Origin of the sequence: Neisseria sp. HMSC15G01 (genome assembly GCF_001808255.1) — a bacterium.
GTDB lineage: Bacteria > Pseudomonadota > Gammaproteobacteria > Burkholderiales > Neisseriaceae > Neisseria > Neisseria subflava_A.
The window spans coordinates 270,162-286,371 of record NZ_KV792686.1 but is presented as its reverse complement, the minus strand read 5'-3'; the positions used below and the strand labels follow the sequence as shown (position 1 = coordinate 286,371).

5 protein-coding genes and 1 pseudogene are annotated in these 16,210 nt (G+C 51.1%); 3 read left to right on the top strand and 3 right to left on the bottom strand.

The window, feature by feature from the left end:
- The first annotated feature begins 216 nt into the window (after nt 1-216).
- The 3 genes from tdfG (at nt 217) to HMPREF3139_RS07715 (ending at nt 6,660) form a co-directional block, all read left to right on the top strand.
- A complete protein-coding gene (gene tdfG / locus HMPREF3139_RS07725; protein ID WP_070461458.1) occupies nt 217-3,837 on the top strand; it encodes a TonB-dependent receptor TdfG in 3,621 nt (1,206 codons plus the stop codon).
- Between the two features lie 152 nt (nt 3,838-3,989).
- The gene (locus HMPREF3139_RS07720) at nt 3,990-4,946 is read left to right on the top strand and encodes a Slam-dependent surface lipoprotein (protein ID WP_070461457.1); all 957 of its coding nucleotides are present in this window, start codon (nt 3,990-3,992) and stop codon (nt 4,944-4,946) included.
- 220 nt (nt 4,947-5,166) lie between these two features.
- Complete coding sequence (locus HMPREF3139_RS07715; protein WP_070461456.1) at nt 5,167-6,660, top strand: surface lipoprotein assembly modifier; 1,494 nt, start codon at nt 5,167-5,169, stop codon at nt 6,658-6,660.
- Between the two features lie 128 nt (nt 6,661-6,788).
- Here HMPREF3139_RS07715 and HMPREF3139_RS07710 read toward each other — a convergent pair whose 3' ends face one another.
- From HMPREF3139_RS07710 to glgB, 3 genes and pseudogenes are all read right to left on the bottom strand, one after another.
- Nucleotides 6,789-9,269, bottom strand: a complete 2,481-nt coding sequence (locus HMPREF3139_RS07710) for a glycogen/starch/alpha-glucan phosphorylase (protein ID WP_070461455.1) — start codon at nt 9,267-9,269, stop codon at nt 6,789-6,791.
- A gap of 314 nt (nt 9,270-9,583) precedes the next feature.
- Nucleotides 9,584-11,568: pseudogene (gene glgX / locus HMPREF3139_RS07705) on the bottom strand (glycogen debranching protein GlgX).
- A 145-nt stretch (nt 11,569-11,713) separates the two neighbouring features.
- Nucleotides 11,714-16,000 carry a 1,4-alpha-glucan branching protein GlgB gene (glgB, locus tag HMPREF3139_RS07700; protein ID WP_070461454.1) on the bottom strand — a complete coding sequence of 1,429 codons (4,287 nt, stop codon included), beginning with the start codon at nt 15,998-16,000 and terminating at the stop codon, nt 11,714-11,716.
- Nucleotides 16,001-16,210: the final 210 nt, after the last annotated feature.

Here is a 16,210-nt window from a genome sequence, read left to right as displayed (position 1 = left end):
GCCGTCTGAAAATTTTCAGACGGCCTTTTCATCTCTCTATTTATCTGAATATTATCCAAATAAAATTATGATAAAAACGACTATTTATTAAATTATTTCAATAATGATAAGAATAATCAATTATGATATAAATATTAATAATATTTAAAAATTTTATATTTTTTATATAAAAGAGTATTTTAACCTATTATATTAAGTTCTTAACAAAGAGAAACTATGTCTGCTTTTACTCCCAAACCCAAAATAATCATTCTCAGCCTTGCCAGCGCGTTCAGTACATTAACCGTTGCCAATACCATCGAAACCTCAGCTCGACCAGAACAATACCAGGAATTGGATACCGTTGTTGTCAGTGGCAAACGTACCAACGACCAAAAAGGCGCGGACGACGTGTATTACAAAAACGTCTCCAACGCCTATGTCGGCAAAGAATACCTCGAACGCTACCGCGTCCAATCCGCCGGCGACGTGCTCAAAGGCCTAAACGGCGTGTACAACATGAACACCCGCACCGCCGGCGGCGCGATTACGCCCAACATACGCGGCATCACCGGCAAAGGCCGTATCCCCGTAACGCTGGACGGTACGGAGCAGACGGTCGATGTCTGGCTCAACAACTACGGCGTGGGCGACCGCAACTACCTCGACCCCGCCCTGTTCCGCAGCATCGCGGTGGAAAAAAGCCCGGCCCTCACGCGCGGCGTGAAATCGGGCGTCGGCGGCGCGATGTCTATCCGCACCATCGAACCTTCCGACATCATCCCCGAAGGGAGAAACTGGGGAATCGAAGTCAAAACCGAGTTTTCCGGCAACACCGTGGCGCAGAAAAACGACCTGCGCCAATTCTTAGGCCGCGACTACCGCACTCTCTCGCCCATAGGCGCGACGGCGGACGGGGTATCGGGTATGCCCGATGTATTGACCGGCTATACCGGCAAACCTTCCCCCACCGCCCTGTTGTTGGACGAAGGCATCGCGGGTACCAAGTATGCGGGCGGCAAAAGCCACACCAACTTCAAAGACGACAGGCAGCTGATGTTGTCCGCCGCCTTCAAAACCGACATTACAGACGGCCTTGCCGCATACAGCCACCGCCAAAAAGGCAACTACTACGCGGGCAAACGCGGTTATCAGAGCTACCTCAACAACCCCATTTACGGTGCAGATGCCTGTTACGACCAGTATCCCGACAAATCGCCACGGGAAAAAGACATACTCTGCAAATCTTCCGCCAGCCTGGTGCCGAATATGGCCGTCCTGTTCAGGCCGGGCGAAGAAATCATGAACAGCCACACCGACACCAAAACCCTGCTGCTGAAAAACAACTGGTATCTGCCGGGCAACCAAAAAATCAGCCTGCAATATATGGACAACAAAATCGGCTTCGGCGAAATCAACCCCCTGATAACGGCATGGATACTCGGTTTCGCCGAACAATCCCTAGACGAACCTGCGCAGCAGGCACCGGGCATAGGGACGAAAATCGACAGCAAAACCTACAAAATCGGCTACGAATGGAAGCCGCAAAACAACAAATGGATAGATTTTCAGGCCGATATGTGGCGGGTGAAGACCGACAGCAACCGCCATCAGAGCGGCGGCCCCGTCGTCGGCGTCATTACGCCCGACTATGAGTACGACCTTTGGTATTGGTGCAACATACGCAAACAGCCCTCACCTAACCTGCGGGGGGAAAGCTGCGAAAGCGCGATGACGTCGAACACCTACGGTTCGGCGCGAACCCATGAAGAAGTGCTGCGCATGATAGAAGACACGCCCGACAAAATCGCCCGCAAGCTGGCAGAATACGATGAAAACAACCGTGCGATTACTGACCGCTGGATGGGGCATACGGGCGGCTACTACGCCATCACGCCCGCCGATAAAAATGTGATGACCGACCAGACCAACCATCTGGGCAGGCTGATGAACCTGGCCGAACTGAAGCAAAAGCTGAATCAGGAACGCTACTACATCGAACATCCCGACCGTATCATCGTTCCCGGTGCGCGGCAGCGTACCGACGTCGTCCGCAACGGCTTCAACCTCAGCAACCGCTTCCGCCTTTCCGACAAACTCAGCCTCACCCTCGCCGCCGACTACCAGCGCGAAACACTGGAAGAACGCACCGATACCGCCGACAGCAATGATTTGATGAATACTTTCGGCGTACTGACTCGCATGGCGGCCTTGGGCGGCCCGCAGTCGGCGAAAAAGCGCGAATGGGGCGCGAACCTGGTCTTCGACTGGAAACCGACTTCCCGCCTGAACATACAGGCGGGCGTGCGCTATCAGAACTTTAAAGGACGCAATATCGAACTGGCGCGGCAGCGTGCCGCACGCAACCCCTGGTATCAGTATGGCCTGGGTTCGGACAGCTATGTTACCGGCCTGATGATGCCGTATTTTGAATTGGCGGATGAAGAAGATATTGCCAACCAAAAGCGAATGTTGCAGCTTTATAACCCTGATAGAATCGGAGGACAGGTTGCAGAATATCAAGACCTTAACCGCCGTTTTAAGGAAAAAAACGGTTACGATTTTGATCCGCATGATACTCTCGTTGATCAGGAAACACGCTTGTATGCCAAACCAAATGGACAGCTTGTTGAATATACACATGGCGATAAAAATACCGATGTGCTATATGTCCTACGCCGCAAACAGATTATCCCAATTGTTTCGGGAAAATTCGACAACAGCAAAGTACAGCTTGCTCCCGAGAAATACCGCGAAATGGTAAATAATCCGCAAGGCAAGGGCGGCAGCCACCGCCGCTATATTCCGGGGGCGAATTTACATATTGCTCCCGGACAGATTACCGAATCGCAAGCACTGGCCAATACAAATCAGACACCACCGGAAGACGATAATGATTTTGCTAGAGACCGGTTAGCTCATCCACACAACCTTGCTTGGGTCAGGCATCAATTCGGCGAAGCCGACCGCTGGCGCATACCGCAGGAGCAACGCGCGCATTCCTGGTCGCCCATGCTGGCGGTCAGCTACGATCTTGCCGACAACCACCGCCTCTTTGCCCGTTATGCCCGCATGAGCCGCTTCCCCAGCCTGTATGAATTGACCGGAGTCAGCAGCAACGCCCTACTCCGCAGGGAAGTTGTTGCCGAATACGACCTAAAACCCGAAAAAAGCACCAACTGGGAAGTCGGCTACAATTTCAATTTCGCCCCGCATTTCACCAAGCTGCGCCAAGGCGACCTCCGCCTCACCTACTACAGCAATAAAATCAAAAACCAAATCGACACATCCAATATGGACGGCGGCATGATCCAATACGACAGGGCAGTCAGCAAGGGGGTGGAGCTGCAAAGCCGCCTCGACAGCGGCCGCTTCTTCGCCTCCTTCGGCGGTACTTACCGCTTGAAACACGCGGTTTGCGACAAACAAATCGCCTTCAAATTCGACTATTACCTGCAACGCGTACCCGAATGCCTGGAAGGCGGCTTCGGCCTCAGCCGCTTCTTCCAGTCCCTGCAGCCGAAATATTCGCTTTCCCTTGATGTCGGCACGCGCTTCTTCAACAAAAAACTGGAATTGGGCATGCGCGCCATCCATCACAGCAAGGCGGAGCGGAAAAACTACGACAAGCTGATTGCCGACGGCGCGGGGCAGGTGTATGAGCGCAACGGCAAACCCTACGGCTGGCATGCCGCCACCCTTTTAGATGCCTATGCCCGCTACCGCATAGGGAAACATATAGACTTGAATTTCGGCGTTACTAACCTCGCCAACCGCTATTATCTAGACCCGATGTCCAGCACCCCCGTTCCCGGCCCAGGTAGGACGGTTACCTTCGGCCTAAAAGCGAAATTCTAAAATTTTCAATCAGACCTATTGTCAAAAACAAATTAGTATATATAATATTGATTATCAATATTATTTTTATATGACGGTCTTTTTTCTGCTTTCTGCCGCCATCTATATTTCAAAGATAAGCAGGCTTTTTTCAATTTCTTAGGAGTCTCAACATGAATGTGCGTCAAACCGTCTTAGCCGCCCTTTTGATGGGTGCTTTTGGTTCTGCCTTGGCTGTAGAGAATATATATGGAGAATCAAGTACAAACCGTGTGAAAACTCAAAAATCGGATGCGCTGCCGTTTGGTGCAAACCGTGCCGGTATCAGTATAGACAGCGATGGAAACAACCGTTATTCGAATTCCATCAACCTCGAAGCCGGACCCGCGCAGCGCATCCGCAACAAATACGGCAATACGCCCATCAACGGCGGCAATCAGAACGCCAATGCAAATGGCACGGCCAATCCGAAATACCTGCAACCCGGCGACATCAACCCGATTGCGGGCTGGTTCTCGAAAACCAAACTCGCCCAAGTGTGGTATGAAAAACGTGCCAACAACACCGAAGTGTTCAGCGTACGCCAAATGGCCGACCCAAAGTTACCGATTGCACCGAAATTCGGCGGCATGACCTTTGCCAAAGTGCCGACTGCGGCAACCAACGTCTTCTTCGGCGAATGGGCACCGCGCAAAGGCAACAGCAATCAGATCGCCAACAGCACGGATTTGAATATGAACGACGGCAACCGTACGGTTTGGTTCGTGGGTGAGAATCCGACCAAAAACACCAGAAACTTGGCTGCGGCTACCTATAACGTTGTCGGTATCAACAAGCACACGCCGGGCAAAAACGATTTCTATACCGGTGAAATCAAAGCCACATTCGGTACGGGCGACAAAGGTTCTATGAGCGGCGCACTGAAACGCGCGGGCGATAGGGATTTGAGCTTTAACGGTGTTGAAATTACCAATTCAAAAGGTACATTCAACAGCATCCCAGGCCGCAATAACGAAGGCATTACCGGACAATTCTACGGCAATGGCGCGGCAGCCATGGCAGGCTATGCCAAACGCGGAACTGACAACAACAAAGGCGACGACGTAGCCTTCGGCGGCGCGAAAAAATAACCTTGTCCGCTTACGCGATTAGGGAATGCCGGTGTTTTCGGCGTTTGGCCGTACGTTCCCGCAATCAGGAAAACCGCCGTTTTTTAACCGCAGCCGCAGTAGGCATAAATATACTGCGGCTGACCTGTTTCCGAAGTGCCGTACAAACCTGTATTGCCTTGCGGAATTTCTGTTTTTTACTTCTTTCAGACGGCCTCCCCGCCCCAAAGGACCCCATCACATGACCCACCGCCTCTGCCTGCTTTTCCTGCCGCTCTGTACGGTCTGCTTTGCCGCCCCGTCCGACGATGCCGCAGACGAACGCCGCCGCCTGCTGGACGAGGGCAGCCGCCAAACGCAGCAATATCGAGAAAGTGACTGGCTGGACACGGAACAGGCCCGCGAGAAAGTGGAAGAAAACGACGGCTATATTTCGATAGATGGTGAAATCTACCAAGTCGGCGATACGGCGGAAGAACTGGAAAGTGCGATTTACCACGCCCTCAACGCGCGGCAGTGGTACAAGGTGCGACAGTTTGCCGCCCGCTACGCCAAACTGCCGCAGCACAAACCTGCGCTGATTTATTTGGCCGATGCACTGCAAAAACGGGCCGAAGGGGATTCTCGCGCGGCGGAGAACAGTTTTCAGACGGCCTTGGAAGCCGAACCCGACAACCCCCGCCTGCTGCTCGAAGCGGGGCGGTTTTATGCCGAAGACAACCAAAACAAAGAGTCCGCCGCCGCATTTGAAAAAGTTCTGAAAACAGATATTCCTGCTGAAACCCGCCCCATCGTGGAAAACTACCTGTCCGAACTGGGCAAACGCCGCCGCTGGCACGGCCAAATCGGTCTAGGCTACGGCTACAACAGCAATGTAAACCAAGGCAACGGCATCAACCAATGCGTGTGGGAAATCGCGGGCATGTGCCTGATGGAGCGCACCCTGCCTGCGCCAACGGATTCGACCTTCTTATCCTATAGCGCGACCGCCGAAAAAACCGTCCCGCTCAAAGGGCATCACGGTGTACAGGTGCGCAGTGTGCTGTACGGCAACCGCTACACGGAAAAAGACAAAGATTCGGCGGCCATGCCGGATTACGGCTATCACAACGGTTCGCTGTACGCGGGATACGCCTATGCCGACGCACGCTCCTCCTTTTCCCTGCTGCCCTATTTCGAATACGACTTCCGCAACCGCCACACCCACTACCGCGCATGGGGCGCGGATGTTGACTGGTCACGCACACTCTCCCCTCGCTGGCGCATTAACTCACATGCCGGAGCAAAAAAGACCGGATACAGTGGGCAAAACAAAGATTATTTTGCCGACTATAAGCAATACGAACTGGGCGTAGGGGCAGAATTTTCTCTCACACCCCAAAGCGGTCTGTTCGCCAATTTTGATGCAACACGCAAAGCCTATCCCGAAAAATCTTCTTCCAGCAAGGAATATGCAACACGGCTGGGCGCATATAGTTTTTTTTCAAGCGGTACTTATCTCAACGCCATTCTGCTCCATCGCCGCAGTCTTTATGACGCTGCAAGTTTTGTCAGCGACAACAGACGGCGGCGCGACAATCAATACATCATGATAGCCGCTGTAGGCTTTCCGCAGTGGAACCTTAAAGGTGTGTATCCTGAATTTCGTTTTAGACGCTCAATCTCCCATAGCAATACAGCACATTACCGCTACCGTCAGAATGAATGGCTACTAAATTTTAAATACCGATTTTAAATTGAGTCATTTAGCAATACCCTAAAACAGCGATACAACCATACTGTTTTACTCGTTTCTATATCATGCCGTCTGAAAAAAGCCGATACACCTTCCCGATGTATCGGCTTTCGCTATCTGCTCAACGCTTAATTTTTGCCGGGCAATTCTTTTTCGCTCAATGGTTTGATGTACCAAATATCGCGGCAGTAGTCGGCGATGGAGCGGTCGGATGAGAAGAAGCCCATGTTGGCGATGTTGATCAAGGCTGATTTGCGCCATGCGGATACGTTGCGGTAGTGTTCGTCCGCTTTGTATTGCGTATCGATGTAGCTGCGGAAATCCGCCATCAGCTGATAGAAGTCGCCGTATGGTTGCAACACGTCGTTGTAGCGGTTTGGCTCTTCCGGAGAGAAAGTGCCTTGGCTGATTTGGTTGACGACGCGGCGCAGGTCGCTGTCTCGCTCGATATAGCTCAACGGGTCGTAACCGTTGCGGCGGATTTCTTCGACTTGTTCTACGGTGTTACCGAAGATATAGCAGTTGTCCGCGCCGACTTTTTCCAAAATCTCAACGTTCGCGCCGTCCAGCGTACCCATGCAGATTGCGCCGTTGAGGGCAAATTTCATGTTGCTGGTACCGGATGCTTCTGTACCTGCCAGTGAGATTTGTTCGTGCAAATCGGCAGCAGGAATGATGATTTGGGCAAGGCTGACGCTGTAGTTCGGGATGTAAACGACTTTAATCAGGTCGCGGATACGGGTGTCGTTATTGATGACTTTGGCAACGTCGTTAATCAATCGGATGATTTTCTTCGCCATGTAATAGGCGGAAGCGGCTTTACCGGCAAAGATGAACACGCGCGGCTGCCAATCGAAATCCGGGTTTTCCAGGATTTTGTTGTAGCGGTCGACGATGTGCATCACGTTCAATGCTTGACGTTTGTACTCGTGGATACGTTTGATTTGGATGTCGAAAAGTGCATCGGTATTAACTTTGATGCCCAGCTCGGTTTCGATGTATTTAGCAAGGCGCTCTTTGGCGGCTTTTTTCACTTCACCGAATTCTGCCTGTACGGAAGCATCGTCCACTTTATCGTTGAGCTTGGTCAGGTTGTCCAAATGCAGACGCCAGTCTTCGTCGCCCAGATGTTTGTCCAAGAATTTGGTCAAGCCCGGGTTGGCGATGTTAATCCAGCGGCGCGGGGTTACGCCGTTGGTTACATTGGTAAAGCGTTCTGGGAATACTTTGGCGAAGTCGGCAAAGATGGATGTGGTCATCAAATCGGAGTGGATTTTGGCCACGCCGTTGACTTTGTGCGAACCGATCACGGCAAGCCATGCCATGCGGACGCGACGGCCGTGGGTTTCGTCGATGATGGATACGCGACGGACAAAGTCGTCGTCGAAGTTACCGATGGCGCGTAAGGCATTGAGGAAGTAGGCGTTGATTTCAAAGATGATGTCCAAGTGGCGTGGCAGCAGACAGCCCATCAAATCGACCGGCCAAGTTTCCAAGGCTTCGCTCATCAGTGTGTGGTTGGTGTAAGAGAAAATCTTACAGCACATATTCCATGCTTCGGTCCACGCAATGCCTTCTTCGTCAATCAGGATGCGCATCAATTCTGGAATAGCGAGCACCGGATGGGTGTCGTTCAAATGGATGGCGACTTCGTCCGCCAAAGTGCGGATGCTTGGGAAACGGCATTTGTGACGTGCAACGATGTCTTGAACGGAAGCGGAAACCAAGAAGTATTCTTGCTTCAGGCGCAATTCGCGGCCGGAATCGGTAGAGTCGTTCGGATACAGGACGCGTGAGATGTTTTCATCGCTGTTTTGTGCGCGAACGGCAGAGGCATAGTCGCCTCGGTTGAAGTCGGCAAGGTCAAACAGGTTGCCTGCGTGTGCGGTCCACAAGCGCAATGGGTTGGCACATTCGCCGCCATAGCCCGGAATGATTTCATCGTATGCCCAAGCGGAAATTTCTTCGCTCGGCTGCCATTCTTTTTTGTCGCCCAAGTTCAATACTTGACCGCCGAAACGGACGGAATATTGTTTGTTCGGACGGGCAAATTGCCATGCCAAATCTTGGTCGAGCCACAAATCGGGTTTTTCAACTTGTTGTCCATCCACGATTTCTTGTTTGAACATACCGTATTGGTAACGGATGCCGTAGCCCATGGCCGGAATGCGCAGGGTTGCCAAAGAGTCGAGGAAGCAGGCGGCAAGACGGCCCAAACCGCCGTTACCTAAACCTGGATCTTCTTCTTGTTCGCAGACATCGGCAAATTCTTTGCCCAGTTGCTTGAAGGCTTCTTCAAATTCGGCGTAAACGCCTTCGTTAATCAGCGCGTTGACAAACGAACGGCCGAGCAGGAATTCCATAGACAGGTAATAAACCATGCGTTTGCTGTTGTCGATGTGGGCGCGGCGTGTTTTGAGGAAATCTTCCGCAATCAGGTCACGCGCGGCAAGCATGGCGGCGTTGAGCCATTGGTGTGAAGTTGCCTCCTTCGGATCTACGCCCAAGATGAAAATCAGCTTGTAAACGATGGATTTACGGATGGTTTCGGCGTCCGGTTTAGGCATTACATAATCGTAACCGGAGATGGGGAGTTTTTTCTTAGCCATGGAAGCCTTTCTCTAGCGTGAGGCACTGGACAACGCGCCTGATGGTTTTATTAAAAACAACGAAACTCGGTTTTCAGACGGCCTGACAACAGCAACAGGCCGTCTGAAAGGAATGGTGCGTAGATTTGTTACAAACTAAGGAGATTATAGCGGAAAGATTTAAAAAAAAGATATATTTTTCTTTATAAAACATTTAATTAACAATTAAACCATTTATCATCTTATCGGCATTTTCAATTTATACCACCAAGCCAAAAATAAACAAATACCAACAAAATATCAAAGAGTTAATAATATAACGGCTTGGTTTTCATTTAATTCGTTTTATGTAAAACCCAAATCCCCATGTGTTCGACAACACATTTCCCAGCCTCTTCGTAATTAAATTTCTCAGATGGTACGCAAGAAATTTCCCAATTGCCTTGAGGCAGGTTAAATAACTGACGACTACGTTTGGCATTGACCAACAGCAGCCATTCATCGTCCAAAACAACCTGAATCGCCTTGCTGCCCCTGTTGTGCCAACAATATTCCGTCATTGGGCTGCCGTCGGCATTAAGCCATTGCACACGCTCTTTTTCCCACCAGCAATCATCTGTCAGCAGCTTGATTTGGCTGCGGACGCGTATCAGTTCTTGAGTGTAATTTTGCAACTCATGAGGCTCATTTTGCCAATCCAACCATGTAATCGGATTATCTTGGCAGTAGCTGTTGTTGTTGCCTTGCTGACTGTTGCCGAACTCATCGCCGGCTAAAAGCATGGGCGTACCGTTGGATAAAAACAAGGAGGCAAGCAGCGCTTTGGAAGTGTATTCGCGGTTGAGCAAAACCTCTTCATCATCGGTTTCGCCTTCTACGCCGTGGTTGAAGCTGATGTTTTCATTATGCCCGTCGCGGTTGTTTTCGCCGTTGGCTTCGTTGTGTTTTTCGTTGTAGCTGACCAAATCGCGCAGAGTGAAGCCGTCGTGTGCAGTGATGAAGTTGATGCTGGCAGACGGGTGACGGCCGCTGTGGTTGAAAATATCGGACGACCCGGCCAAGCGTTCGGCAAATGCGCCCAAATTGCCGCTTTCCCATGACCAAAACGCGCGCATATCATCACGGAAACGGCCGTTCCATTCGGCAAAAGGTTGTGGGAAATTGCCCAAGTGATAGCCGCCCTCGCCGATGTCCCATGCTTCGACAATTAGCTTCAAACCAGCCAAAACCGGGTCTTGATACAGGACTTGGAAAAAACGGCCGTACGATTGGAAATCAGGCTCGCGTCCCAATACGGTTCCCAAATCGAAACGGAAGCCGTCGATATGAAACTCTTCCGCCCAATAGCGCAGGCTGTCTGCCGCCCAACGGGTAACGTCGCGCCGGACAATATTGAGCGTATTGCCGCAACCCGACCAGTTTTCATAATTGCCGTAAGGGGTGTGCCAATACCATAAGGTGTTGTCGATACCGCGCTGACACAGCATCGGGCCTTTATCATCCTGCTCTGCCGTGTGGTTGTACACGACATCCAAAATCACTTCCAAACCAGCCTGATGCAAGGCTTTGACCGCTTGTTTAAACTCCGCCGCCGCACACTCGGGATTGTCGGCATAAGACGGCTCGACGGCAAAATGAGAATAAGTGTTGTAGCCCCAATAATTGCTCAAGCCCATCTGCTGAAGATGGTATTCGTCCAGATGATAATGAATCGGCAGCAGCTCGACCGTCGTTACCCCCAACTCTTGAAGATAGGCCAAAACCCGTTTATCACTCAAGGCTTTATAAGTGCCTGCATATTTCAAATCGGGGAACTGCTTGGTCAACCCTTTGACATGGGCTTCATAAATAACGGTTTTGCCCCACGGTATTTCCGGACGGCAATCTTTGGCCCAATTAAATCGGCTGCGTCCGACCACGACGCTTTTCGGCGCAACGGCGGCATTGTCGCGTTCATCTTCCGGCCTGAACCATGCCATTTCTTCAGCGGTACGGTAGCTTGGTTTGCCGTCAATTTTTTTGAATACGGGTCAATCAGCAATTTGTTGGGATTAAAACATGAGCCGTATTCTGCGTTTTCACGTCCATACACGCGAAAACCGTATCGCTGCCCTGCCTTAACGTCTGGCACAAATCCGTAAAATACCGAACCGCGCCGCGAAGGCATCTCCAAACGGGTTTCTTTATCCTTATCAAACAGACACAATTCGACCTTTTCGGCATTGATGGAAAACAAGGTGAAATTCGCGCCCTTGCTCGTCAGGGTCGCGCCCATGGGATAAGGCTTGCCTTCCTCGATATGCCATGATTTGGCAGTCATAGAATGATTCCTTGGTATGTATTTGGTTTCGTGTCCAATATAAGGCCGTCTGAAAATCTTTCAGACGGCCTTGAATCATATTGATATCACTATCTTTTAATTTTCAGCTGATTAGGCAGACATGATGCCCACCCTCAAAGTTGATTTACGCTTCGTCTTTGACTGCCGCCTGATACAGGTACACGGTTGCCAACGGCGGTACGGTAACAGACAGGGAGTTTGGTTTGCCATGCGACCAAACTTCTTCTGTCTCCACCATTGCGCCGGCAGAAACGCCGCTGCCTTTGTAATGCAGGTCGTCTGAATTGAGGATTTCGCGGTATTCGCCGGCAGAATTCACACCAAAACGGTAGCCTTCGCGCACTACAGGCGTGAAGTTGCTGATGACGATAACGCGGTTGCCTTCACGGTCGCGGCGCTCGAAAACGAATACGGAATTGTCGCCGTCATCGGCAACCAGCCACTCAAAGCCTTCAGGCCATTGGTCTAATTGGTAAAGCGGCGCGTTGTCTTTATAGACATGGTTCAATTCGCGCACGAAGTCTTGTACGCCTTTGTGCCAGCCGCCCTCTTGCTCCAGCAAGAACCAATCCAGTCCTTCGTTGTAGTTCCACTCGCGGCCTTGCGCAAACTCGCTGCCCATAAACAAGAGTTTTTTGCCGGGGAAGCCGTACATAAAGCCGTAGTAGGCGCGCAGGTTGGCAAATTGTTGCCAGCAGTCGCCGGGCATACGTCCGAGTAGCGAGCGTTTGCCATGTACGACTTCGTCATGAGAAAGCGGCAGGACGAAGTTCTCGCTGTACTGGTACATCATGCCGAAAGTCATTTTGTTGTGGTGATATTTGCGGTTGATGGGGTCTTCCATCATGTAACGCAAGGTATCGTTCATCCAGCCCATATTCCATTTGAAGCTGAAATTCAAACCTTCTTGACGGGTGACGTTGGCGAACGAAGTAGATTCTTCGGCGATTTCAGTCGCAGCCGGAACTTCCTCTTTCAACATGGTGTTGGTATCACGCAGGAAAGCGATGGCTTCGAGGTTTTCATGGCCGCCGTATTGGTTCGGAATCCACTCGCCGTCTTTACGCGAGTAGTTGCGGTAAATCATGGAAGCAACCGCGTCAACGCGGATACCGTCAAAGCCGAAACGTTCTATCCAATACAGGGCGTTGCCTTGCAGGAAGTTTTTCACTTCGTTTCTGCCAAAGTTGTAAATTAGGGTGTTCCAGTCTTGGTGGTAGCCTTCGCGCGGGTCGGCGTGTTCGTACAGCGCAGTGCCGTCAAACTTGGCCAGGCCGTGGTCGTCGGTTGGGAAATGGCCGACTACCCAGTCGAGGATAACGCTGATACCCTCGTCGTGTGCGGCTTTAATCAATGCGCGCAATTCTTCCGGCGAACCGAAACGGCTGGTCGGCGCATACAAACCGGTTGCCTGATAGCCCCATGAGCCGTCAAACGGATATTCGGAAACAGGCAAAAACTCGATATGGGTAAAGCCCATGTCTTTGACGTATGCCACCAGTTCTTTGGCCAGCTCTTCATAAGTCAGCCAGAAATTGTTTTCCGGATTGCGTTTCCACGAACCCAAATGCACTTCATAAATGCTGATGGGCGCATCAATGGCATTGGCGCGAGCGCGGAAAGCCGGTTCTTCCACTTCGTCAGGCAAACCGCGCACGATAGATGCCGTGGTCGGGCGCAGTTCCGCACCGAAGGCATACGGGTCGGCTTTTTCGCGCACATCGCCGTTGGCATCGCGGATTTCAAATTTGTAGAGGGCATTGAGTTTGACGGCAGGAATAAAGATGGCCCAAATGCCGTTGTCGCGGTGGAAACGCATCACATGGCGGCGGCCATCCCAGTTATTAAATTCGCCGATAACGGAAACGCGTTGCGCATTTGGCGCCCATACGGCAAAACGTACGCCCTTCACGCCGTCCAACTCGGCAAAATGCGCGCCTAAAGCCTCATAAGGACGCAGGTGCTTGCCTTCGGCCAACAGCCAGGAATCCATATCTTGCAACGCAGAGCCGAAATGATAAGGGTCTTCTTCAATCACTGGCTCGGTGTCTTCGGTGTAACGGATACGCAAAGCGTAATCGGGCGCATCATCGGGCAAAACGGCCACAAAGAAACCGCGTTCATCAATTTTTTCAGACGGCACGATGAGTTCGCCGCTGCGGCGGTTCACGATATCCACGCTTACTACGCCGGGAATCAAAACGCGCACCACTTCATCGCCCTCTGCAAGGCTGTGTCGTCCCAAATAAGCGAACAAATCGCTGTGGGTGGCAAGAAACAGGCTTTCGACCGTATCGCGCTCGATTTGGTCAAGTTCATGATAAGCCTTGATTTGGCTGTTTGTTTTCATGCGTACCTCGTCAATAATGGCAAGTTGGCCGCCCATGAGGCGGTGTTGTAGGAAATCTTCCAAAGAAACCGGCATTTTTTGTGCCCAGTTCGGATAGCCTTCGGTTACACCCGGGACATTCAGATTGTCAATGACGCCCAGCAGGTTTTCCAGTTGTACGGCGTAAAGCTTGCTGCGGCTCAATGCGCCGTATTTATGCAAAGCCGCCAGCAAGGTTTCATCGGCCTTTGCCGGCATTTGTACGTCCGCACCCAGACAGCCGGTTTCTTTCAATTTATCCAGCAAATCGGCTTTATCGTGTTCGCGCTCGTCCAAGGCCGTCTGAAAAGCGGCTGCATCAGGCAAAGTACCGAGTTTGAACATCGTATCCAAATCTTTGCCTGTCCAATAGCCTGCCAGCGGCGCGACATCGTGGGTGCTGATGACCGTAATCGCCTGCTCGGGGTATTCTTCAGGTAACTGAAAACCGTTCCAGCCCTTGCTGAAATACATCACTTTGTAGGAGAACACCTGATAGCGGTTGAGCAGATAACGCGCTTGATCGGGTACCGTACCCAAATCCTCGCCGATGATGACGCAACGGTTGCGCTGGCTTTCCAATGCCAAAATAGCAAACATCACTTCGGCATCGTAATGCACATATGCGCCGAAATCTGCTGTTTTATCGTTTAAAACCCACCACAAACGACACAATGCCATCACATGGTCAATCCGCAACACGCCATACAGGCGCATGTTTTCGCGCAACAAATGGGCAAACTTCTCATAGCCCGTATGCTTCAACATCGACGGATTAAGCGGCGGCAAATTCCAATTCTGCCCTGTCGGCCCTAAAGGATCGGGCGGCGCACCGACCGATACGTCCATACAATAATCTTGACGGTTTAACCAAGTATCCGCGCTACCTCGCGCCACGCCGACCGCTAAATCGCCGTAAATGCCGAGTTTGACACCGTATTCGGCAGCGGCTTGGTTGACTTCTTGCAATTGCTCCGCGCAAAGCCATTGCAGCCACATATAAAAACGGATTTCCCGCTCATGACTGCGCGCAAATTTTTCTACGGCTTCGCCATCAGGTTGATGAAATTCAGACGGCCATGACTGCCAACCCACTTGTCCGGGACGGCTGTAATACTGGTCCAAAGCCTCAAACAAACCGAAGCCCTGCAAAGCCTCGCCTTTGTCCGCAACAAATGCTTCAAATGCAGCGCGTTCATTTGCCGCAGCTTCGCAAGTATCCTGTTCAAACGCGTTAAACGCCATGTGCAGCGCATCACGCTTGCATGCCCAAACCGCCGTATAAGTCACCGTTTCCGTGATACGCAAAGCAGCGATGCGCTGACGGATTTTCGGTTGTGCCAGCCAGTTTTTCAGTTGTTCGTTATAAGTAAACGCACCGACCTTCTCAACATCCAAATAAATCGGATTGAGCCATTCGCGCGAAGAAGGGCTATACGGGCTGGCAAAGGCAGGCTTGCTGGTAAACAAGGCGTGCAAAGGGTTGATACCGACGAAATCCAGCTTTTTCTCAGCCGCATATTTCATCAGGTTCAGCAAATCGGTAAAGTCGCCTATGCCCCAGTTGCGCTCGGAACGCAGGCTGTACAAATGCATGGTCAAACCATTCATCCGACCGCCATTGGCAAGCAGTTTGGGTTGGTAAACCGATTCAGGCGCAACAATCAGGCGTACAAGACAACATTTACCGCCGGTCTCGGCCGACAATATGTAATAACCGCAAGCCAGTTGGGGCAGCTTAATCCAAAGCGTATCGTTGTCGCCCGGATATAAAGTCAAGGTCTGGTACTCATCCGCCTCATCAATCAATACGACCGCTTCCGCACCATGAAATTCAGACGGTATCTGTAAAGATTCTTCGCCGTTTTCATGCGCGACCATCGTATCCAGATAAAGGCCGTCTAAATCCGGTTTGCTTTTGTCTAAAACAGCGACAATCGATTCCAAAACTTCAGGTTTGGTCGCATGATATGTACCGTTGATGTCGTGGTAGCCTAAATCAATACCGGCCTCTAGAGCCTGCTGCTCCAATGTCTCACTCATTGCATTCTGCCTGTTTTACCAATATCTGAATCTTAATACAGATTTTGTCGCACCGTTATATGTAATTCATTGTAGTCTCTAACAAAATCCATATTTCCCTGTTTGATTTGACCTGCGCCAAAATTTCCTATTTATCTGTCTTGTAAAAACTTAAAGGCCGTCTGAAAAGGAAGGTTTCGTTCCTTTTCAGACGGCCTTTATCATGTTTCA